This is a genomic window from Streptomyces sp. NPDC058758, from assembly GCF_042746075.1.
GTDB lineage: Bacteria > Actinomycetota > Actinomycetes > Streptomycetales > Streptomycetaceae > Streptomyces.
This window is the reverse complement of sequence record NZ_JBHYPS010000040.1, coordinates 1-21,377: the sequence shown is the minus strand read 5'-3', so window position 1 is coordinate 21,377 and position 21,377 is coordinate 1. Positions and strand designations below refer to the sequence as shown.

The window sequence follows — 21,377 nt, the reverse complement described above, 5'->3', positions numbered from 1 at the left end:
GTACCAAATACCGGACTTTCCTTCATCCGTTGAGCGGATTTCTGGCAATCCGCAGGACTCTTCTCCACACTGGTGCTGCACATCGCATACGGAGGTGAGAGACGTGGAGAACGACGGCAACGTGCTACTCAAGGCCGCCCGGATCGCGGCAGGCTACGGCACCCAGGAAGCCCTCGCCGACGCCGTCGGCGTGGCCGTCCGACAGGTCCGGCGCTGGGAATCGGCGAACCCGCCATGGCCCCGGGACGCGGTCCAGCGCGCATTGACCAGCCTCTTCGGCCAGAGCATGGAAGACCTCGGCTTCACCCCGCCGGACGGCATCCCCGCCCAGCGGGACGGCCAGCCGCGGGAGCTGCCGCGGACCAGGGGCATGGTGGCCGTGCCTGTGCCCGGCGTCACTCTCCAGCCGGCCACCGCCGGCGAGGACTTCGCCGAGGTCACCCGACGGCACCGCCGCCTCTACTGGACGGTGGCCCCCGCCACCCTCCACCCGGCGATCGTCGCCCACACCACCCTCGGCTGCGCTCTGCTCCCCGAGACGGCCGGGGTAACCAGGCGGACGGTCGCGGCCGCGCTCGCGGAGTCCTTCCTCCTCGCGGGGAGGATCGAGTTCTTCGACAGCCAGCAGCCGGAAGCAGCCAAAGAGACGTGGACCCGCGCGCTACAGGCGGCCGGCCAGGCTAACGACCAGCTCCTCGGTGCCGCAATCCTCGCGCACGCGGCGTTCATCCCCGGGTGGGTGGGCGACCGGCAGGCCGCGGTGGAGCGGATGAGGGCCGCGCGGACGTACGCCCGGCGCGGCCCCGCCTCCGCGGCGCTCCTCGCCTGGCTCGATGCCGTCGAAGCCGAGTGCGAAACCCGGTGCGGCCACACCCAGACCGCGCTCTCCCTCCTCGGGCACGCCGAGGACATCCTCGCCGCCGGTAGCGAGCACCCTTCGCCCGAGTGGCTGGACTGGTTCAGCCCGGTCCGGCTCGCCGCCTTCAAGGGACACACCCAGCTCACCGCCGGGCACTTGCCGCAGGCGCGCGAGACGCTGCTCGGGGTCCTCGACGGCCTGGAGCCCAGCGAGGACAAGCAGCGCACCGTCATCCTCGGAGACCTCGCCGCCGTCGAGGCCGCCGACCGCCACCCGGAGAAAGCGTGCGAGTACGCCGTCGCCGCCCTCGACCAGCTCCGCCGCACCTGGTACTCCACGGGCATGGACCGGGTCCGCGACGTGCGGCGAGCGCTCACCCCCTGGCAGCACGAGCAGTGCGTCCGTGGCCTGGACGATCGGCTTTATCGATGGGAGACGACCGTCAGCGCGCTTGCGCGTTGAACTGGATGATGTTGCCGGACAGTTCCGCGAGGCTCTCGACCCGGAAGGTCGGGAGCTTCTGCGCTTCCTCGTCGTCCCACTGGATCGTCGCCCAGGGGCCGCGACGGACGAGGGCCGACTCCATCCCGACCTTCACGGCCGGCCTCAAGTCGTTGTCGACACGGTCGCCGACGTACAGGATCTCCGAGTTCTCGAAGGGCACGACCTCGGCGACCCGCCGGAAGAACTCGACGTCGGGCTTGGACGCGCCCCAGTCGTCGGAGGTGCCGATGAAGTCGACGTCCTCGGTGAACAGCTCACGGAGGATCTTCCCCGCCCGCACGGTCTGATTGCCGGCGATGCCGAGCCACAGGCCGTCGGCGCGGAGCTGCGCGAGCGCCGGGCGGACGTCCGGGTAGAGGTCTTCCTCGCTGAAGTGCTCCGGCTGGCCGGCAGCGGCACGGGCCTCACGCTGCTCGTAGAGGTCGAAGCCGGGCCGGAACCTCTGGAAGGTCTCGCGATAGTCGAGCCCCTGGGCGATCACGGCGCCGAACGTGGCCGCGAAAGTGTGCCTAGGCACGCCAAGCCAGTCGGCCCACGTGCTGTACTCCCGGGTCTCGTCCACCAGGCACTCGCCGACGTCGAACACGACTGCACGAATCTCGCTGCTCATGCCGGTGATCCTACGTATTTAGATCACTGCCTGTCAGGGGAGACGGCCGGGCCGGTTCACGCCATGGCGGGCCGCCGCCACCGCCGCCCGCCATGCCTCCCCGTGCCATGAAACACCCACAGAGGTGCCTATTTCACGCCAATATTACGCGTTCCAGACAGGTAGTGAGAAACCCTCAGTCTGCGCGAAATCGCCATGGAAGGATCACCACCGGTGACACAGCGCATCCACGTGCGCCCCCTGTGTCACCACCCCCGCCATGCTGCGCCCGGCTCCCTCGGGCCCGTCGCAGCACGGCCCCGCACCCTTACGGAGGGCCTTCCATGCTTCGTTCTTCCCTCACCCCGGCGTCGTCCCGCCGACGCGGCCTCGTGGCCCTTCTCGCCGCGGCGACCACCGCCGCCGGCCTGCTCACCCTGACCACCCCCGCGCAGGCCGATTCCGTCGTCCAGCTCGGCGCTCCGGCCGGCCCCGTCCCGGTGGACGCCCCGTACACGGTCACGGTCGACCTCCCCAACACCAGCCCCGACTACGCGGGCAAGGCGCCCATGGTCAACATCGCGCTGACCGGCGCCGCCGCCACCGTGACCTCTGCGCAGACCTCGGACTGGGAGTGGTCGTGCGACTTCGCCGCCGGATCGTCCGGCAGCTGCTGGAACCTGGCCGGCATGGGCACCCCGGCGTCGATCACCCTGACCGTGGTGCCCACCGCGGGCGGGACCGTCACCGCGAAGGCCGACGCCGTGAACCCCTTGAATACCGTGATCGGCACCGCCACCGCCGACACCCAGGTCGAGAACCCGACCCCCGCCTTCCCCTTCACCGGCTTCTTCGCGCCCGTGCACAACGCGCCGGCCGTGAACTCGATGAACGCCGGCCGCGCCGTCCCCATCAAGTTCTCCCTCGACGGCGACAAGGGCCTGGACATCCTGGCCGCCGGCTCCCCGTCCTCCCAGCGGACCGCGTGCGACGGCACCGCCGCGGACCCGGTCGAGACCGGCGCCGTCAGCACCTCCGGCCTCACCTACGACGCGGCCACCGACACCTACACCTACGTGTGGAAGACCGACCGCGCGTGGGCCGGCACGTGCCGCACCTTCCACCTCGGCCTGAGCGACGGCACCGACCACGTCGCCCACTTCGAGTTCCGCTGACATCCCCCCGCACCGGAACGACGAAGGCGCCCCGCTGCCGCGGGGCGCCTTCGCATGCTGCCGTTACACAGCGCTGCCCCTTCTCCTCCTGCTGCGCCCGCACGGCCGCGAGACAGGGCGGACGCGCGGGTGGGTCAGAGGATCGGGGGGCGTCCGACGCGGGTGAGGCGGGCGACGGTGCGTCAGCTCATGGGCGTGCGGCGGCCGTGGCCGCCGCGCAGGCCTTCGCGGAAGCCCGCCGCGGTGGCGCGGAGCGCGGCCCGGTCGCGGAAGCGCCACAGAGCGAGCAGCACGAAGGCGGTGAGGTTGAGGGGGATCAGGGGCGCGGGAGGTTCCTCGCCGCCACCATCGTCAACGTCTCCGGCGACGGCGGCCCCGACGACCGCGGCCCCGCCATCACCCCCACCGAAGTCGGTGAATTCCTCACCGACACCGGTCTCGACGCCCTCGTCATGGGCGGAAGCATCTGCCCGGCCGCCCACCACCTCACCATCGTCGACTGCACCAGCCCCGACACCCGCCTCGTCCGCACCGGCCTCGTCCACCCCCGCGCCATCAACGCCGCGATCGGATAACCGACTCCCGGTTGACCGTCCCCCCCCCGGTGCCCTTCCCCGCCTTGGCCCCGGCGACGTAGGCCACCTCCCTATGCCGCTGGCCTGAGGGCAGCTCTCAGCCGCCGCCGGGAGGCAGGGAGAGAGGAGACACGCTGGACGAGTCACTGGTTGACGGGGAACGCCGCCTGGAAGGCCAGCCGATGGGCGGCGTCGGCTCCGAGCCTGGTGAGGAGGTCGTCGAGTGCGAGGTACTCCTCCCAGGGCTCGCGCCCCGTCGCCGCGGCCAGCGCCTGTACGAGCCTGTCTTCCAGGTCGGGGACGCGTTTGTCCTTCCAGACCTTGTCGGCCGTGCTGACGAGGAGGTCTTCGATCGTCACGTCGGCTCCGCCCCAGCTCGCGTGAGTGGCGGCGAACTTGGCCAGGCCGGGTGGGAAGCCGTGCTCCAGAAGCAGATCCCGGCCGGCTGCCTCGTGCGCTGACCCGGGGCCGGAAAGTTCCTCGGGGTGCAGCGTCTTGCCCAGGTCATGGGTTGCCGCGCCGAAGAGAACGGCGTCGCGGTCCACGGCCAGGTCCGGGTACCGGTCTTTCACCCAGTCGGCCAGGTCGACCGCGACATCGTGGACCGCGCGCAGGTGAGCCGCCAGACGGGGCGGAGCTCCAAGGGAGCGCAGCAGTTCCGCCGCCTCGGGTGGCAGCGGCCTCAAAGGCGGCTCTGCCGGAGCATCAAGGGCGCGGGACAACACGTCGGAACGTATCGAAGTCATCCGGGGGACAGTACCGGTCCCTCGTGTACAAGTCAGGCAAGATCCGAAGACGACCCCACACCGCATACGCCCGACTCACCGAGGAGATCTGACGCGTAGCCCCGTACGCATCACCACCGCCGACGGCCAGTCCGTCGTCGTCACCAGCACGACCGACACCATCCCCGACTGCACTGAGCGCTACCTCGGCAGCCGGTGGACCGCCGAGATCTACGGCCGGACCGTCTCAGCCGACCGCGCTGAGGACGAACTGCGCGGTTACGCCGGAGTCGTCGAGCAGCGCACTCCGGACACTGTCGAGTACGCCGCCGCCAACGCCCTCGCCCTCAAGGAGGCCGTTGCCCGCCTCGGCGCCTGAACCCCCCTTGAGCAGGGCCGGTCCGTACCCCGATAGCGGCCCGACCCCCAGTGCCTCTCTTTGCCCCGGCCGCGAGAGGAGGGGCCTCTCTGCTTTATGCGAGGGCTTGGCCGAGGAGATCCCGGGGCCGTCCGACAAGCCGGTGATGCAGGGCCTGCGCCCGCGTACGGACCAGGCCCTGCCGGTAGCCCGCCGGGAGCCGTTCGAGGACGGAGACCGCCATCTCCGCAGCCCCGGACGGGTCCTTGTCGGCATGCAGGCAGGCGGCGGCGTCCAGGGCGAGCAGGGCCCGCGTCATCACGGACGGAGACGTCGTCAGCGCGAGCGCGGCGTCCTGCGCCTCGTACGCCGTCCGTGTCTCGCCGAGAAGAAGGTGCGCCTGCGACAGGTGCACCAGGTGCTTCTGCCCGGGGTAGCCGAACCAGGTGTCCGCGCTCTCCTGCCCGTCCAGCTGCTCGACCAGGCCGCGGACGTCGTCCACGGCCTGCCGCGCGCGGCCGGTGTCGCCGAGGGCGGCGAGCGCGCGGGCCGAGACGGCGGTGGCCAGCGCGCCCGCCGCGCTGGGCACGCTGCCGGCCTCACGGCGGGCGAGCGCGGCGAGGCGAGCCGCCTGCGGGGCGGCGCCGTAGTTGAGCGGGACCATCGCGTGCCGGGCCAGGACCCAGGCCGTCATCCGGCGGTCGCCCGCCTCCCGGGCCGCCCGGGCGGCGGTGGTGAACCAGCGGTGCGCGTCGACCTGGTCACCCCGGTCGTGCTGCACGATGGCCACCAGCCCCGCGATCCCGGCGGCCGTACGGGCCAGCTCCGCCCGGTCCCGCGCCGGATGAGGGCGGTTCAGGACTTCGCCCAGCAGCTCCAGGTCCTGGTGCATCTCGGCGAGCACCGCCTCCGGCGCGCGGCCCCGGTACCCGCCGCGGTGCCGCTCGAACGCCGCCGCCAGATACGCCAGATCCCCGTCCCCGCCGCCGGCCAGACCGCCCTCGATGCCGTCCCGGGCCCGCGCGATGCCGGGCAGAGCCGACAACCCCGCGGCCGTCGCCACCACGCCGATGAACCGCCGCCTCTCCACGTCCGTCTCCTCCTCGCTCTGCTTGCGCCGGTACTGCCGGGACGCGGCCACCGCCCGGCGCACGTCCGCGAGCGGGACGCCGTAGGCATCCGCGATCGTCTCGTGCCAGAAACTCGCGGGCAGCCGCCGCTCCGTCTCCCACCGCTTGAGGTTCTCGGGGTCGAAGTACCGTCCGCCCTGCACCGCCTGAATGTGCAGGGCCTGTTCCTCACGAGTCCGCCCGCCGGCCTCGCGGATGGTGCGGAGTAACGCGCCGATCCCGTACGGGAACATCCTGACCGCCCCCTCGCTGTGACGTCGCTGCACGAGGAGCAGCGGCCCCCCGCAGTGGCACCCCGCCGGGCGAACGCACCCCCGCGCGGCCCCTCTCCCGTGATGTGCCCGCCCCCTTCAATGGTCGAACGCCGCCAGGCCCGCCGCCGCAGCCCCCGAGGGCAAACGCGCTCCTGGAGCCTTCCGGCGCCGCTCGAACCAGCCCGGCGAGAGGAGCACGACCATGACCATGACGGCCCCCGAACCGACCGAGCAGACCCCCGCCTACCGCGACCCGCGCCACTACGTGAAGCCCGAGGTCTGGGACCGCGAGATCGCGCTCCTCATGCGCGACCACCCCTTCGACGAGGTGATGGCCAACCGCCTGTTCCACGCCGCCGTCTCCTACCTGGTCACCGCCATGGAGAAGTGGGGCCAGGGCCTGGAGATGTGCTGCGGCCGGATCGTCGACATCGCCGTCCACACCTTCATCCTCGACACCCGCAACTACCGCGAGTTCTGCGCCGAGCACTTCGACGGCCGCTTCCTGGAGCACATCCCGGAGATCGCCTTCAAGTATGACGGCTCCGTCGAGCGCACCGCCTGGATCATCCACGACGCCGGCTTCGAGGTCGACTGGAAGCTCTGGGAGGCCGACTACGGCAAGTGCGGCCCCTGCGCCCCCGGCACCAGCTGCCACTAGCTCCACCGACCCGCTCACGCCCGGGCACACGAGGTGTCCCCGGGCGTGAGCGTGCCACCTTCGGGCGACGTACGGCCGGATCCGGCCGCGCGAGGCGGGAGCTCGCCGGTAGCTTGGCGGTCTTCACCGCCCGGCTTCCCGGAGGACCTGATGAGCAGCGCCGCCGCCCCGACCACGCCTGCCGAGTACTGGGACAAGTACAAGCCCTACCGTGGCGAAGGCCCCCAGCCCCGCCCCGCCGCGACGGCGTTCGACTGGACCGGCGTGGCCGACGACGGCCCAGGCGCCGAACTCCTCGGCACCCCGAAGACCGCCCTCGATCTCGGGCCGGCCGAGGGAGAGAACGCCGCCTTCCTCGCCCGCGCAGGAGTCGAGGTGACCGCCGTGGACTTCTCGCTCGTCCAGGTCGCGCGCGCCCGCAGCCTCTGGGACGGCGAACCCCGCCTCACCTTCGTCCACGCCGAGGCCTGCGCCTTCCTCGACCAGACCCCCCGCCGGTTCGACGCGGTCTACTCAACCTGGGGCGCGGTCTGGTTCACCGACCCCGACGAACTCCTCCCGCGAGTCGCCTCCCGCCTCACGCCCGGCGGGGTCTTCGGCTTCTCCCACCGCGAGCCGTCCGACGGGCACTACGGTGCCCAGCAGATGGGCGGTAAATGGCTGGAAGGCCGGGAGAGCGAGCTGACCGTCTACCGGTGGCAGTACGGCCCCGAGCAGTGGGCGGACATCCTCAAGCGCCACGGCTTCACCGGCATCGACGGGCGAGTCCTTCCCCACCCCGACCCTGCCGCCCTCGGCACCCTCCTGATCACCGCCACGCTCGCGGAAGGCGGTCCTGGCGAGCCGGGCAGTCAGCGGACGGGCTCGATGCGTACGTCGGAGACGCCGGTCTCGGCCTCCTTGTAGCCGACATAGTCGGCGGCGGTCTTGAAGGCGGCGGGCAAGAACGAGGTGCCGCCACCGTTCGTCTCACCGCCGGCGCCTACCTCGTGCAAGTCGTGTCCGTCATCGGCCCCGACCGCGTCCGCTACACCCTTACGGCGCTGCCTCTTGCCGGGTGTGCGGGCGGCTGCAGCAACCCGCTGTCGGCGTACCCGTGAACCTCCCGCCGGGTACGGACCGGACGTGCACAGCAGGGACCGTCAGCTGGCCCGCTTGAGAGGCAGTCCTGCTCGGGCCCGCCAGTGGTCGGCGTCGCGCGGATCGGCCAGCCATCCGGTCAGATGTTCAGCACCGGCACGGAATGCAGCGGGCAACGGCATCTCCTTCCCGATGGTGAGCCTGAGGGCGTCAACGTCATGAGTTGCGTGATTGGTCGCGCACCAGCAGGCCACGTTCACCGCCGTGTCGACCGCCAGCTGGCCCCGCTCGGTCCGCACCACCTGCAGCAGAAACTCCAGCTGGTCGCCGCCCGTGGCGTGCTCGATGACATCGAGCCCAAGGACGATTGGCGTCCCCAGCTGCGTGCCCGCCGAGGCGGCGCGCCCCAAGGCCCACTCCCACTCCCACTCCACCGTGGTTCTGCCCGTACGCGCCGCATCGACCATGCTGGCCGTCTGGTTCAAGGAGTCCACCTCCGCGGGCGTCAGGAGAGGGAAGAGCTCGATCAACGGAACGTCGGAGAAGACACCTCGCATCATGAGGTGATCATCCCTGTCCCCAGCTCGTGTCACGAGCCCCTCTCCCTGCCGCCCGGCGGTCGGCGCCAGGACCGATGGGACACCCGTTTCACGGCTCGACCGCATCGGAGAGCGCCTGTCCTCCCCGGGGGCCTCTATCCGCACCGCTCCCGCAGTCGAAACCGCCGCCCTGTCGAAGGTGCCGGAAGGTCCGGCCGGTGTCGGCCGGCTGGGGACGGCGACGTAGGCGTCACGCTTGCCGGGGGTGCTTGGTACAACCATTCGATGTGCTGGTGAGTCTCATCCGTCGCGGCACACCCGTGCCCGTTCTTCCTCGTGGGGGTTTCACCTTGCAGCACCGCACCACCGGCAGACGTCTCGGCCTGGCCGTCACTGCCGCCCTTTCCGCCACGGCTCTCGGCGCTGGGACTCTGGCCACCGCTCCTACCGCGTTCGCGGCCACCGCGGCGGTCCCGCTCACAATCGACCAGGCCAGCGTTCCCGCCGTGGCGGAGCTCGACAAGACCAACGGCCAGGTGAAACTGGCATGGACGCTGTCCCGCGGCGACGCCGACCTCGACGTCACGCTCACCCACGTCGCCACCGGGAAGAAGGCCACACAGCGTCTGACCGCTCCGACGAGCGGCACCGTGTTCTCCTTCACCTGGAAGCCGAAGTTCGTGGAAGCGGACACGGAATCGGAATGGGAGGTGGACGCCCCGAACGGCGCGTACAGCGTTGCGGTGAAGGCCACCCCGGACGACGGTGTGGGTGCGCCCGTCTCCGCGAGCTCGCCGATGAACATCGTCCGCGCGTTCAACCCGCACGATTTCAACGACAACGGCTCCACCGACGTCCTGTCCCGGGACTCCCAGGGCGTGCTGTGGCGCAACGACCTGCAGGACCGCGCGTACTACGACGAGATCCGGCTGGCCAAGGTCACCCGGATCGGCTCGGGCTGGAACACCTACAAGCAGATCGAAGCGGTCGGAAACATCGCCGGCGGCAAGCACGGCGACCTGATCGCCGTCGACGGCTCGGGCGTGCTGTGGCACTACCTGGGCAAGGGCGACGGCGGCTTCACCTCCCGGGTGAAGGTCGGCGGCGGCTGGGGCGCCTACAACAAGCTCGCCGGCGGTTCGGACCTCAACGGCGACGGCCGCCCCGACCTGATCGCCACCGACAGCACCGGCACGCTCTGGTTCTACAGGGGCACGGGCAGCAGTACGGCCCCGTTCGCGGCGCGCGTGAAGGTCGGCGGCGGCTGGCAGACCTACAACCACCTCACCGCCGTCGGGAACATCGCCGGCACGGCCGCCGGCGACCTCGTCGCCCGCGACACTGCCGGTGTCCTGTGGCTCTACCAGGGAAACGGCCGCGGCGGCTTCGCCGGACGCGTCCAGATCGGCGGCGGCTGGGGCGGCTTCAAGCAGCTCGTCGGTGCCGGTGACCTCGACAACGACGGACGCGCCGACCTGATCGCCTACGGGCCCGGCAGCACCTACGGCGCCTACGTCTACCGCGCGACGGGCGACCTCACCGCCCCGCTCACCCGCCGGACCACAGACCTGTTCAAGTACCAGGGCTCGTACTACAACAGCGTCGCCTGACGAGTTACTCCGCGGGCTGCAATCAGTAGTTTTCCGAGCCTGGCTCTCTCAGGAGGACACGGTGCTCCGCCTCGCGTGGATAGGGCGAGGCGGAGCACCGCAGGGGCCCGGAGCGGCCGGCCCGAAAGGGGCTCAGGCCTCCAAGGCGGCTTGCAGCTTCCCTGAGGACGACAGCGTTCGCGCAAGGGCCGTGCCCATGCCATGTGCCTGGGATGCCAAGCAGCCCTACTCGCGCACCGGGGTGTCCGTGAGCGACATCCGCTTCACCGCCTGGCCGGCCAGGGCCGGAATGGTCTTCCGCGAATCGAAGGCCGCTGCTTGGAACAGCGGTCCCGACCCACCGGTGCCACGCCCGCACAGACACTCTCCCCGGCTGCCGCCGGCGGCCCCGCCCGCCGGCTCCCAGCAGGACGGTCTGGGCAACCGTGCGGACGGCGGGCGCGGTCGGTCAGAGGATCTGGTCCAGGCCTCTCATGTGGGTTCCGGGCGGCTCGGTGGCGGGGAAGGGTGCCCGCCACAGGCCGGTGGCGTAGTAGAACCTCATGTAGGTGTTGCCGGTGGGGGGAATGGAGATCAGGTCGTTCCAGCCGTCGCCGTCGATGTCGCCCGCGCTCGTGACCCGGTACGGGCCCAGACCATCGATCCGGCTCCGGGCGGTGAAGGTGCCGTCCCCCTTGCCGAGGTACAGCCAGAAGACGCCGTCCTTGTCTCGGGCGACGAGGTCGCCGCTGGTGGCGCCGGCGATGTTCCCGGTCGCGGTGATCCGGTCGTACGTCTGCCAGCCTCCGCCGATCTTCCGGCGGGCGGCGAAGTTGCCTTCGGGCCTGGCCGCGTAGAGCCACAGGACGCCGGACGCGTCGGTGGCCAGGAGGTCGTCGCGGCCATCACCGGTGAAGTCGGAGCCGCTGGTGAGCTTGGAGTACACCTGCCACCCGCCTCCGACGCGCGCGCGGGGGGTCAGGGTGCCGTCACCTCTGGCTTGATAGGACCACAGGACGCCGGTCCGGTCGCGGGCGACGAGAGTCCGGTTGGCGGGAACGATCAGGTCGTAGGTGTTCCAGCCACCGCCGATCCGGCCTCGCCGCGGCGTCTCGCCGGACTCCATGCGCTTCAGCTGCCCGGTGTCGTACAGGGACAGGACGCCGTCCAGCGAACGGGTGAAGACGTCCGGGGATCCGTTGCCGTCGAAGTCGTGTGCACGGGGGGCGCGGGTGACGGTGAAGGAGCCGGTGCGCTGGAGGGCGGGGCCGATGCCGTCGAGGGGTGTGGCCGTCATGGTCCACGTGTACGCGCCGCGGGGCGCGGGGAACTTGTCGAGAAGGCCATCCCAGTCCGGACGGAATTCTGTCGTGCCGGGCACGGGGGAGTAGGCCATGACCGTGCCGGACGTACCGGAGGCGGTGTGGGTGAGTTTCAGCGCGACGTGCACGCGGGGCCTGCTGAGCTTCCAGCTGAACGGCACCTTCCCGTCCAGCGTGTCGAGGTCGACGGCACCGGTCGGCGCCTGCGGTTCGGACAGCGAGGTGAGGATGGTGGGGACGCCGGTTGTCGCCAGGACGGAGACGGTCGGCGGGCCGCCGTTCACGCCGGGCGTGATCCGGTACAGGCCTTCGCCGTGTTCGATCGTGCCTCCGGTCGCGAGCAGGCCGCCGTCTGCGGCCGGGACGAGGGACTTCACGTGGGCGAGTAGCCGGGTGGTCTCGCCTGTGGTCAGCGACTGGGCGATCGCGCCGGGCAGGGCGTCGGGGTCTCGGTAGTCGAGATAGACGCGGGCGTCGGGGTCGCCGTACACGGCCCAGTCTCCCGCCAGGCCGAGGGTCAGCGTTGTCCAGCCCGCCCGCGCGACCCACGGGCTACGGGTGACCTCCTGGGACCCTCGTCGGGCCACGGCCAGGATCTCGTTCGGGCCGTCCTGCTCCTGCCAGGCCACATGGGTCTGTGACCCGGCGACGGGCTTGATGTAGTTCTGGTTGCTCCGTACCTCGTACGGTGCCGTCGCCGTAGCCGTGACAGGGTCCACGACGCTCAGGTACTGCCGCCAGGTCCCGTCCGCCTCCTTCCGGAAGCCGTGGAGCAGCATCGTCTCCGGGTCCGTATCGGAAGCGAACCGCCAGGTCATGGTTTCCGGCAGACCGGTCACCGGCCGGTCCGTGAGCCTGCCCTGGTCGTCCTTGCCGAACAGGCGCACCTCCGCTCGGCCGTCCACGCGCCGCAGGGCGACGAGCGTGGTGCCGTGGTAGCCGAGAGCAGTGAAGACGCTGCTCCCGTCAAGCGCGGCCAGGTCGTAGGAGACCAGTTCACGGCCGGTTGCCATGTCGAGGAGAGTGCGGGTCGTGCCGTCGGTCCGTACGACCGTGTCCGTTCCGGGCTCCGCCGTGTACGGCCCGCCCGGCAGCCGGGTTCGCAGCCCGTCCGCGTACCGCGTCCAGGTGAAGACGTCTCTCTCGCCTTCCTTGTGGCGGGTCAGGAAGCCCGACGGTCCGCCGGAGAGGGCGACCGTGTCCGGCGGCACGGAGATCGCAGCATGCTGGGCGTCGGCGGGGGCGGCCGTCACCGCTGATGGGCCGGCCGCGACCGCCGGGGCGGCCAGGGAGCCGCCGGTCACCGTGAGGGCGACGGCCACGGCGGCGGTCAGGAGGCGGGGTGCGACGGGTCTGTGGTGGGGCATGGACTGGTGCCTTTCAAGCATGCGGTGCGGGGAGAGGGGTCAGTGGAGGTCGTGGTCGCTCCACAGCGAGCCGGTGTGCTGCCGGGGAGCGAACGGGGCTGTCCGCTGGCCCGTGCCCCGGTGCAGGAGAAGGGAGGTCTGCGACGAGCCGGCGGCCGGGTCCGGGGCCACGGCCTCCCCGAGGAGGTCGTTCAAGCCGTCGCCGTCCAGGTCGCCGACGCCGAGGATCCGCTGGTAGTGCTGCCAGCCGCCGCCGACGCGAGTGCGGGCGGTGAAGGTGCCGTCGCCTTTGCCGAGGTAGAGCCACAGGACGCCGTCCTTGTCGCGGGCGACGAGGTCGCCGGCCCCGGCACCGGCGAGATTTCCGGTGGCGGTGAGCTGGTTGTAGACCTGCCAGCCGGTGCCGATCTTCTTCCGGGCGGCGAAGGGGGCCCTGGTGTTGCCGGTGCTCCGGTAGAGCCACAGGGCACCGGACCTGTCGGTGGCCAGGAGGTCGGCGCGGCCGTCGCCGGTCAGGTCGGAGCCGCCGGTGAACTTGTCGTACACCTGCCAGCCGCCGCCGACCTGGGTGCGCGGCGCGAACGACGCCTTGTGGGTGCCCTTGCCCTGGTAGAACCACAAGACGCCGGAGCGGTCGCGGGCGACGAGGTCGGCGTCGCGAGTACCGCCGATGTTCCCGGTGGGGACGATCCGGTCGTACACCTGCCAGCCGCCCCCCACCGTGACCCGGTATTCGGCCTGGTCGGGCGTGCGGTTGCGCAGCTGCCGGAGGTCGTAGGAGGAGAGGGTGCCGTTCTCGAAGCGGCTGAGCAGGTCCGGCGAGCCGTTGCCGTCGAAGTCGCGCGGGCGGGGCGCGCGGGTCAGGGTGAAGGTGCCGGTGCGTTCGATGGCCGGGCCGATGCCGTTGGCGGGTTCAGCGCGCATCGTCCAGGTGTAGGCGCCGTTGTAGGCCGGGAGGCCGTCCTTGTACAGGCCGTTCCAGGTGAGGGGGAAGTCGGTCACGCCCTCGGTGGGTGTCGTGTCGGCGATCTTCACGGTCCGGCCGGAGGCCGTGTGCGTGAGGGTCAGTGAGGCCTTCGCGTTGTACCGGCTGAGCGTCCAGCCGGCCGGCATCCTGCCGCCCGCGCGGTCGAAGTCGAAGGTGCCGGTCGGCGGCAGCGTCTCCTTCACCACGGTGAGGGCGGTCGGCTGCCCGAGGGTGCGGACGAGGGTCGCGGCGGGCTTGCCGGTCGCGGCATCCAGGGCGATCCGGTACAGGCCCTCGTCCTGGGCGAGGGTGCCGCCGACGGCGAGCAGCCCGCCGTCGCCGTCGGGCACGAGCGATGTCGCGTGGTCCAGGAGCGGGAACGACTCACCGGTCTTCGCCGAGCGGACGGTGAGCGGGTAGAGGCCGTTCGGGGAGCCTGCGGTGCCGCCGCCCGTCTTGGCGTACGCGACCCAGTCGCCGAGGGGGCGCAGCACGGTGCGGTCCGCGGTACCCAGGGTGTCCAGCGGCACCGGCTGGGCCTGATCCGTGCCCCGGGACGCGACGACCAGCCTCTTGTCCACCGCATAGGCGTTCTCCAGCCAGACCGCGTGGGCCGCCGTCAGAGCGACGGACTCGACGTAGGCCGAGTACTTGAGGGCATACGACTCGACGACCTCACCAGTGGCCACGTTCACCACTCCGAGCCGCTGCGAAGCGGTGCCCGGCGACCGCAGGATCACCGCGAAGGTACCGGGGCCGGTGACGTAATCCCGCCATGCTTCCCAGCCCTGCTGCAGGGGCACCGCCCGGGAGACCACCTTGTTGTCCTCTAGGAAGAACAGGTGATGCCGGACCACACCGCCCACGTGGCTCGACATCACCAGCGTGGTGCCGACCACCTGCCGGAGCGTGTAGCGGGGAGCCTGCGGGCCGAGCTCAGCGGTGTCGATCACGACCGGATCGGTAGTCCCGCTCATGTCGGTAAGCGTGTACGCAGTCCCCGCCCGCGTGACGACGACGTCGGTGCCAGGGCTGCCCCAGTAGGGCCCGGCAGGGAGCGTCGTTGTCACGCCGTCGGCGTGACGTGTCCAGCGGTGGACGGTGGCGCTGCCCGTCCCCGTGCGGGTGAGCATGCCGGTCCTGCCAACGCTGAGGAGCTCAGAGCCGGCGGGGACGGTCAGCGGCGGGAGAGCCTCGGCCGCCGAGGGCGCGGTCGCCTGCGGCGGTGCTGCGAGCGCTGGGGCCGTCAGGCCGCCGGCGGTCACGGCGACGGCGAGGGCGACGGTGGCGGCGAGCGTGCGGTTCAACGGATCGTGCCTCCCCTGGAGTTGCGGGCGTGACGGAATGCGACATGCCACGCCCGCATGACTCACGAGGCGCCCCGGGGGTTGTAGGGCCGGCCGAAGAATTCCGTAGTCCGTCAGGTCCGGAGGTTCCCTGGGCGCCACCTACGACAGCAGACCAGACATGACGTGCGGTGGCCGGCCACTCTGGTGGCTTCCGCAGTCGATGATCACAGCAACGGGGCGTGCGTGGGGAGTAGATCAGCTGGGTCCCCAGTCCGTGGCAGTGCCGGGCTTCCCGCAGGGCGGGGTACGACCGCGGAGCCGTATTTCTGGCGTACGTTGTTCCTCCGCGCGGATGGGGTCTGTGTCGACGTGGTCGACCCAGTCGACGGGCGACAGCAGCCCGGCGTCGGAGGTGACGGGACAGGAGGCGGACTGGGGCGTTGGACAGTGGCTTTCTGGATCGGGGTAGCGAAGTCCGCGGCCGCGCCGTGGCCGAAAGGACAGATTTCCCCGGTATCCACGCCGGTCTCCTTGCGTGTGCTCGTCGGGATCCTGGCATGAGGTACTGACGACCCTCACCGGCCGAGCGGGACGGCGTATGACCTGCCCGGCAAGGAGAACGGGCGGCGCGCGGCGCGGCTGGCGCGGCTGTCATCCAGCGCCCGTGGACATGTGGATGGCTGCTTTTACGCTCCGTCCGTGAACGCAGACGATCTTTCCTGTCAGGCCGGAAACTCCACCAGTACGACCAGCGCTGGATCGGCGCCAGCAGCCTCGAAATCGAGCAGACCTGCAGCCCGGCACACACGGCGTGGGAGCTGCTCAGCGAACATGTCCACGCGGACGATGACGAACCCTGCTGTCCCACCGGAGCACTGCGAGAGGAACTGGGCGTCCTGCACACCCTCTGCTACAGCCCAGACCACATCGCCGCCCTCACCGGACGCTCCCTGGGACAGATCTGCTCCATCACCCGCAGACGAGCCAGCCCCTCACCACGAACCCGCAGGCTCCGCCCCTGACGCCCCGAAACTCACCTTCCCCAACAAGGGCGTCGACTCCGAGAGGCGAAACGAGGACGCGAACTCTCAAGCGCTACGACGGACGGACGACCTCGCAACCGCGTCGTGCTCCAGCCGAGCCGCTTCGAACAGCCCGGCCCACGACCTCACGGTAGGCCGGCGCTTCAGCAACGCCCGCCGCTCCCGCTCCGTCATCCCACCCCACACCCCGTGCTCGATACGCCCATCGAGCGCATAGGCCAGGCACTCGGCCCGCACCGGGCACCCCCCGCACAACGCCTTGGCCCGGTTCTGCGCCGCGCCCTCGACGAACAGATCGTCCGCGTCGGCCGCCCGGCACAACCCGGCCGACATCCAGCTTCCGCTCACCGAATCCCCGCCCCTCCACACGCCGTTTCCCCTCCGGCTACCCCATGCCGGAACAGGCACGCTACGGAGGCACATGCCACGAGACCGCAAAACGTCCCCGACTTCCTCCCATCGGGTGACACGACCGCCCCCCAAGGCGGGCCGGCCGACAAGGGCAACACCGGCGCCGTCGGCCCGCAGGCGCACCGGAGACCCGACGCCCGCCACCACAAGCCGCGCCAGAACAACCTCGCCCCGGGAAACCTGGCCTCCCCTGACGGGCGCGCCGGAGACCCGGCGCCCGCCCACACCCCTGATCCCGAAGGTGAGGCCACCAGCCTGCACGGCCGATCGCGCCGGCACGCCCGCAGCGCCCCGCCTCTGGCTCCACGTCCCGTGCCGGCCTGCGGTCAGGCGGCCGTGAAGGGTTCGCCGGGCCGTCGGTCTTCGGGGGCGGGGGACGGGTGGCCGGCCCAGGCCAGATGCTGGGCAGCGACGTAGGCCCCCTGTCGGCGGCGGCCCTTGAGCACGCCGACTCGGGTGCGGCCCTCCAGGACCTGCAGGCCGGTGCTTCCGGGCGTGACGAGAGCGCGGTCGAGGAGGAGGGGCCGGCGCTTCCACGTGCCGCGCTCGGCCCACCACTCACCAACGCCCTCATGGACGCCTGAGGTGCGGGTGCCGATGTGGTGGTCAGGGTTCTCGGCGATGTAGTCGATGAGGTCGTCCTCGGAGGCGCCGGTAGGCATCAGGCAGAACTCGTCGGCCGTGATGACCTGCTCTGTCCAGGAGATCCGGCTGAGGTCGATGTGGCCGTAGTCCTGGTGGAAGGGCTCGTGAGCGCCGTGTTCGTAGAGGAACTGGTCGAGGACGTCGACAGGCCAGCCCAGCGGGGAGATCAGGGGATGGGCGCAGAACTCCTCCAGGCTCATGGAATTCAGGTCCCGCGCAGCCAGGTGCACGATGTCGGCAAGCCTCAGGACCCTTCGCGTGCCTTCACCAGCCTCGGCGACACGACGATGCATACGTTTGCTCCCTCAGGAGAATCCAGGCCCCGCGCCGTACTCCAGGAGAGCACAGATCGCCGAGGCCGCTCCTCCGAACGGGAGGCGGCGGCTGGGTTCTCCATGCCTCATCCGGGCCGTGCTGAGGGTCGGGGTGGAGGGGGCTCGGCTCGGCGGCAGCTATTCGGCTGAGACCGAATCATGTCGAAGCGGGGAAGCAGCACGGCGCAGGCTGGTCGTGTTCGCTTCACCCGGGGCGCCGGCCGAGGGCGGGGTTCCTGCTTGAGGTCCGTGCCCCGTACGACCAGACAGGGAGATCGGTATGTCATTGCGTCTGCGCGTCGGCGCGCTCGTGCTCTCGACAGTTGCCACGCTGGGCATCGTGGTCACTGCGGGACCCGCTTCCGCGAGTGTCAGCAGCGGTTACGTGTCGGGTGTCGAGACCTGGACCGACGACTGGTACGACGAGGGACCCCTGACGACGTCCTCCAACTCGCACAGCAACGTCGTCGCCATGTGGCAGGCCATCCTGTGGGCCGACGGGAAGCTGCCGTACTCGGGGATCGACTGCTGGTTCGGCGGCGACACCTACACCGCCACCCGGGAGTGGCAGGACGACTACGGTGTGGGCATCGACGGCAAGGTCGGCCCGGAGACCCTCAAGAAGGCGGCCACCTACCTGGGGGCGTCGAACGGCAAGTACATCTACTACGGCACGAACGACCGCTACGTGACCTTCACCCGCTCGTCCGAGGGGATCTGGGGCATGTACGTGGGCAACGACCACCACCAGCTCGGCTACGGCTACGCGAACTTCGACGTCTGCAGCTGATGTCCTGCCAGCCCGATGTGCGCAGCATGCCGCCGCCCAGTACAGCGACGGCATGCTCGTCGGGACCGAGCGCTCTCGTCCCGCTCCCGGCAGCGGGACGGCATGGCACGACGGGTCCTCGGCGTCAGCGTCGGGGCACCGGACGCGCCTGCGGGGCGGGAAGACCGGCCGCTCGTGGGGGAGCGTCTAGGAGATCGAGAGCAAGTGCCGTGGGGGTGTGAAGGACGGCGTTGCGGTGGCGCGAAGTGACGACGAGCCCCGCCGCCCGCAGGGTGGCGGCGTGCTCGCTCGCGCTGGCAGACGCGATACCGACGTGACCGGCCAGCTCCTTGGTGGTACATCCGGGCCGTTCTGCGATCACGTGCAGTACGGCGGCCCGAGTACGGCCGAGAAGCGCGGCGACGGCAGAGCGCGCGGCCCCTGGCGCCTTCGGCACGAGGGTGAGCAAGCCGTCTGCGTGCTCGGGGATCAGAGCCGGGTAGGTAAGAAGCGGCTGCGGGCTGGCGGTGGGATGGATGACGGGGTCGGGACCCGCCATCGCGGTCGGTACCAAGAGCAGACCGCGTCCCTGCAGGTGCACGTCGTCGTCGCAAGGGGACAGCACTTCGAGTACCGGCGCCTCCCAGCGCAGTTGAGGACTGAGGCCGGCGAGAACGGCTTCCATGCCGGCGGCGGCCGCTCGGACGCGTACCGCCTGATCGGCGACCACGCGGGCATGCAGCTGGGGCCACCACGGAGCCAGCGCCGTCTCGTGCACACGCAGCAGAGTGTCGAGGAACAGGTGCAGCTCACGCCGGTCGTCGACCAGCCGGCGGGTCCAGGCCGGCAAGGCCTGCCGTTCGGCAATGTCCGCGAGCTCGGTACGCACCTGCCGCCGGGACCACGAACGGAGCCGGTCGACCAGAACGTCCGCGTCACCGGTGTCGGTGAGGGAGACCAGATCGGGAGTCCAGCCGGTCACGGGCACCAGGTCGACCACTTTTCGCGCTTCGCGGGGAAGCCGCCCGGTTACGTGGCGACGCCATGCTCCATACCGCGCCGGATGGCCGCGGCTCTGCAGGAGCCGCAGAGCCATGCTCAACTCCAGCAAGGGCCGGGGGGAGGAGTCGACACGCGTACGCGCCAGATCCTCGACCGTGAAGTGGATGCGTAAGCCCATCGTCCGATGTTCGCCACGGGCGACCACGCGGTCCAGGAGGTTTCCGGCCGCGCTCCCGCCGATTGACGAAGCCGTTGCGCGAGCAGAGTACCGATCGCCCCCGTACGACCCGGCGGATCTGTGTACCCCGCCAGCCCCATGGCCCAGGCACGTAAACTTGCTCCGTTCAAGCGCGGCCGGACCCTCGTACGGCTACCGCGCTGCTGGTGGCGGGCAGGAGCGTTTCTCCGGTGAAGTCGATCGCCCGGACAGCTGACCTGCGGACCGGTTCCCGCGTGTCGGCGTCGCCCGGCCGCTATTGCTTGCTTCGTGATCAAGAACATGGCTCGCGGCCTCGCCGCGCTCACCCTCGCCCTGACCCCGCTCGCTCTTCCCGCCTCCGCATCCGCCCACGCAGCTCCCGCGGTGCCGGGCGGCGCGCAGGCGTTCCCGCTGAGCTACGCCGTCGACCAGATCCCCGTGGCGGACGAGAGCCGCACCGGCTACACCCGGGACAAGTTCCGGCACTGGAACAGCGGCCTGGACCCGGCCGACGGCTGTAACACCCGCAACGAGGTTCTCCTCGCCGAGGCGGCCGAAGCCCCGAGCGTCGCGCCGGGCTGCAAGCTGTCGGAGGGGGAGTGGCTGAGCTACTACGACGAGCAGGAGGTCACCGACCCCGGCAAGCTCGACATCGACCACATGGTCCCGCTCGCCGAGGCCTGGGACTCAGGCGCGTCGGCGTGGGACGCGAAGCGTCGTGAGGCGTACGCGAACGACCAGGGGGCGGCGGCGTCGCTGGTGGCGGTGACGGCGCGGTCGAACCGTCAGAAGGCCGACCAGGATCCGGCGACGTGGATGCCGCCCGCTCCGAGCGCCACCTGTCGCTACCTCGGCGAGTGGGTCGCCACCAAGCTCCGCTGGGGCCTGAGCGCGGACCAGGCCGAGAGCGACACCATCAAGGTCTACGCCGGCGGGCCCTGTGACCTCCAGGTCGTCCACTACACCCCCGCCCCGTAGTTCCGGCCGCTGAACTCGGGTAGCGGGCCGGCTGCGGTCGCCGCGTCCTTAGAGGTCCTAACAAAGGCGTTGGACGTGTCGGTGGGTGATGAGGCAGGTGGCGAGGCCGAGGAAGGCTTCGTGGATGTCGTCGCGTCGTTCCCAGCGGACGCGTAGACGGCGGAAGCCGTGCAGCCAGGCGATGGTCTGCTCGACGACCCAGCGGTGGACGCCGAGGCCGGAGCCGTGCGGGACGCCGCGGCGGGCGATCACCGGTTTGATGCCCTGCGCCCAGACGAGACGGCGGTATTTGTCATGGTCGTAGCCGCGGTCGGCCAGCAGCGTGTCCGGTCGTCGCCTGGGCCGGCCGACCAGGTCGGCGACGGAGGGGGCCTTGGCGAGCAGGGGCATCAGCTGGGTGACGTCGTTGCGGTTTCCGCCGGTCAGTGACACGGCGAGTGGGATGCCCTGTCCGTCTACGAGGACGTGGTGCTTGCTGCCCGGCCGTGCGCGGTCGACCGGGCTGGGTCCGCTTTTGGGCCGCGTCGAGCGGCCCGGACGTGGCTGGCGTCGATCACCGCCCTGGACCAGTCGAGCTGCTTGGCCGAGCGCAACTTCTTGAGCAGGACCAGGTGCAGCTGGTCCCACACGCCGGCCTCGTTCCAGGTCGCCAGGCGTCGCCAGCACGTCATGCCGGATCCGAAGCCGAGCTCCTGGGGCAGGTACTCCCACTGGATGCCGGTGTGGAGCACGAACAGGATCCCGCACAGAGCCTGCCGGTCAGGCACCCGCGGCCGCCCCGCAACCAGCTTCGGCGCCGGGAGGGGCAACAACGGCTCGACCAGCGACCATAGTTCGTCCGAGACGATCCCCGGCCGGGAGTTCCTCTTCGCCACGAACAGACCAACGAGCAACCAAGCCGACAGTCACATGATCAACAGCTTCTGTTAGGACCTCTTAGACCGTGTCCTATGTGGTGAGGCGGATGAGCCGCTTGTAGCAGCAGAGGGCGGCGGCGAGTCCGAGAAAGGCCAGGTAGTTGCGGGGATGGCGT

The 21,377-nt window shown here is 70.8% G+C and carries 18 protein-coding genes; 8 read left to right on the top strand and 10 right to left on the bottom strand.

Features of this window, described 5'->3' with window-relative positions:
- The first annotated feature begins 94 nt into the window (after positions 1 to 94).
- Positions 95 to 1,321, top strand: a complete 1,227-nt coding sequence (locus ACFW6A_RS32555; RefSeq protein ID WP_386645068.1) for a helix-turn-helix transcriptional regulator — start codon at positions 95 to 97, stop codon at positions 1,319 to 1,321.
- Here ACFW6A_RS32555 and ACFW6A_RS32550 read toward each other — a convergent pair.
- Positions 1,302 to 1,973 carry an HAD family hydrolase gene (locus ACFW6A_RS32550; protein WP_386645065.1) on the bottom strand — a complete coding sequence of 224 codons (672 nt, stop codon included), beginning with the start codon at positions 1,971 to 1,973 and terminating at the stop codon, positions 1,302 to 1,304. The two genes, ACFW6A_RS32555 and ACFW6A_RS32550, sit on opposite strands and share 20 nt — an antisense overlap.
- A 323-nt stretch (positions 1,974 to 2,296) precedes the next feature.
- Between ACFW6A_RS32550 and ACFW6A_RS32545 the strand changes: the two genes are divergently transcribed.
- Both ACFW6A_RS32545 and ACFW6A_RS32540 read left to right on the top strand, forming a co-directional pair.
- Positions 2,297 to 3,127 (top strand): PxKF domain-containing protein, encoded by an 831-nt coding sequence (locus ACFW6A_RS32545; RefSeq protein ID WP_386645062.1) that lies wholly within the window; start codon positions 2,297 to 2,299, stop codon positions 3,125 to 3,127.
- Positions 3,128 to 3,333: 206 nt separating this feature from the next.
- Positions 3,334 to 3,702: a hypothetical protein gene (locus ACFW6A_RS32540; protein ID WP_386645059.1), complete on the top strand. Its 369-nt coding sequence runs from the start codon at positions 3,334 to 3,336 to the stop codon at positions 3,700 to 3,702.
- A gap of 143 nt (positions 3,703 to 3,845) precedes the next feature.
- Here ACFW6A_RS32540 and ACFW6A_RS32535 read toward each other — a convergent pair whose 3' ends face one another.
- Complete coding sequence (locus ACFW6A_RS32535; protein WP_386645056.1) at positions 3,846 to 4,448, bottom strand: HD domain-containing protein; 603 nt, start codon at positions 4,446 to 4,448, stop codon at positions 3,846 to 3,848.
- Between the two features lie 452 nt (positions 4,449 to 4,900).
- Positions 4,901 to 6,181, bottom strand: a complete 1,281-nt coding sequence (locus tag ACFW6A_RS32530) for a transcriptional regulator (RefSeq protein WP_386645053.1) — start codon at positions 6,179 to 6,181, stop codon at positions 4,901 to 4,903.
- A 190-nt stretch (positions 6,182 to 6,371) separates the two neighbouring features.
- Here ACFW6A_RS32530 and ACFW6A_RS32525 point away from each other — a divergent pair, with 190 nt between their 5' ends.
- On the top strand, positions 6,372 to 6,830 hold the full coding sequence (locus tag ACFW6A_RS32525) for a glycine-rich domain-containing protein (protein ID WP_386645050.1): 459 nt from the start codon (positions 6,372 to 6,374) through the stop codon (positions 6,828 to 6,830).
- Between the two features lie 150 nt (positions 6,831 to 6,980).
- Entirely contained in the window at positions 6,981 to 7,736 is a 756-nt protein-coding gene (locus tag ACFW6A_RS32520) for a class I SAM-dependent methyltransferase (protein ID WP_386645047.1), read from the top strand.
- Between the two features lie 236 nt (positions 7,737 to 7,972).
- Here ACFW6A_RS32520 and ACFW6A_RS32515 read toward each other — a convergent pair whose 3' ends face one another.
- Positions 7,973 to 8,470, bottom strand: a complete 498-nt coding sequence (locus ACFW6A_RS32515) for a hypothetical protein (protein WP_386645044.1) — start codon at positions 8,468 to 8,470, stop codon at positions 7,973 to 7,975.
- A gap of 485 nt (positions 8,471 to 8,955) precedes the next feature.
- On the opposite strand from ACFW6A_RS32515, the gene ACFW6A_RS32510 reads away from it, so the two are divergent.
- Positions 8,956 to 10,059, top strand: coding sequence for an FG-GAP repeat domain-containing protein (locus ACFW6A_RS32510; protein ID WP_386645041.1), 1,104 nt, complete (start codon positions 8,956 to 8,958; stop codon positions 10,057 to 10,059).
- 448 nt (positions 10,060 to 10,507) lie between these two features.
- On the opposite strand, the gene ACFW6A_RS32505 is transcribed toward ACFW6A_RS32510, so the two are convergent.
- The 4 genes from ACFW6A_RS32505 to ACFW6A_RS32490 all read right to left on the bottom strand — a co-directional run bounded on the left by ACFW6A_RS32505 (position 10,508) and on the right by ACFW6A_RS32490 (position 17,282).
- Complete coding sequence (locus tag ACFW6A_RS32505) at positions 10,508 to 12,727, bottom strand: FG-GAP repeat domain-containing protein (RefSeq protein ID WP_386645038.1); 2,220 nt, start codon at positions 12,725 to 12,727, stop codon at positions 10,508 to 10,510.
- A gap of 39 nt (positions 12,728 to 12,766) precedes the next feature.
- Complete coding sequence (locus ACFW6A_RS32500) at positions 12,767 to 15,001, bottom strand: FG-GAP repeat domain-containing protein (RefSeq protein ID WP_386645035.1); 2,235 nt, start codon at positions 14,999 to 15,001, stop codon at positions 12,767 to 12,769.
- Between the two features lie 1,070 nt (positions 15,002 to 16,071).
- Entirely contained in the window at positions 16,072 to 16,434 is a 363-nt protein-coding gene (locus tag ACFW6A_RS32495; RefSeq protein WP_386645032.1) for a WhiB family transcriptional regulator, read from the bottom strand.
- A gap of 329 nt (positions 16,435 to 16,763) precedes the next feature.
- Entirely contained in the window at positions 16,764 to 17,282 is a 519-nt protein-coding gene (locus tag ACFW6A_RS32490) for a hypothetical protein (protein WP_386645029.1), read from the bottom strand.
- A gap of 394 nt (positions 17,283 to 17,676) precedes the next feature.
- On the opposite strand from ACFW6A_RS32490, the gene ACFW6A_RS32485 reads away from it, so the two are divergent.
- Entirely contained in the window at positions 17,677 to 18,186 is a 510-nt protein-coding gene (locus ACFW6A_RS32485; RefSeq protein ID WP_351847581.1) for a peptidoglycan-binding domain-containing protein, read from the top strand.
- Between the two features lie 124 nt (positions 18,187 to 18,310).
- Here the strand turns inward: ACFW6A_RS32485 and ACFW6A_RS32480 are convergent, their stop codons facing one another.
- Positions 18,311 to 19,165 (bottom strand): MarR family transcriptional regulator, encoded by an 855-nt coding sequence (locus ACFW6A_RS32480; protein ID WP_386645026.1) that lies wholly within the window; start codon positions 19,163 to 19,165, stop codon positions 18,311 to 18,313.
- A gap of 489 nt (positions 19,166 to 19,654) precedes the next feature.
- On the opposite strand from ACFW6A_RS32480, the gene ACFW6A_RS32475 reads away from it, so the two are divergent.
- Complete coding sequence (locus ACFW6A_RS32475; RefSeq protein ID WP_386645023.1) at positions 19,655 to 20,344, top strand: HNH endonuclease family protein; 690 nt, start codon at positions 19,655 to 19,657, stop codon at positions 20,342 to 20,344.
- A 57-nt stretch (positions 20,345 to 20,401) separates the two neighbouring features.
- On the opposite strand, the gene ACFW6A_RS32470 is transcribed toward ACFW6A_RS32475, so the two are convergent.
- A protein-coding gene (locus ACFW6A_RS32470; RefSeq protein ID WP_386645020.1) for an IS5 family transposase occupies positions 20,402 to 21,219 on the bottom strand; the annotation gives its coding sequence in 2 pieces (ribosomal slippage) (positions 20,402 to 20,856 and positions 20,856 to 21,219; 819 coding nt in all).
- Positions 21,220 to 21,377: the final 158 nt, after the last annotated feature.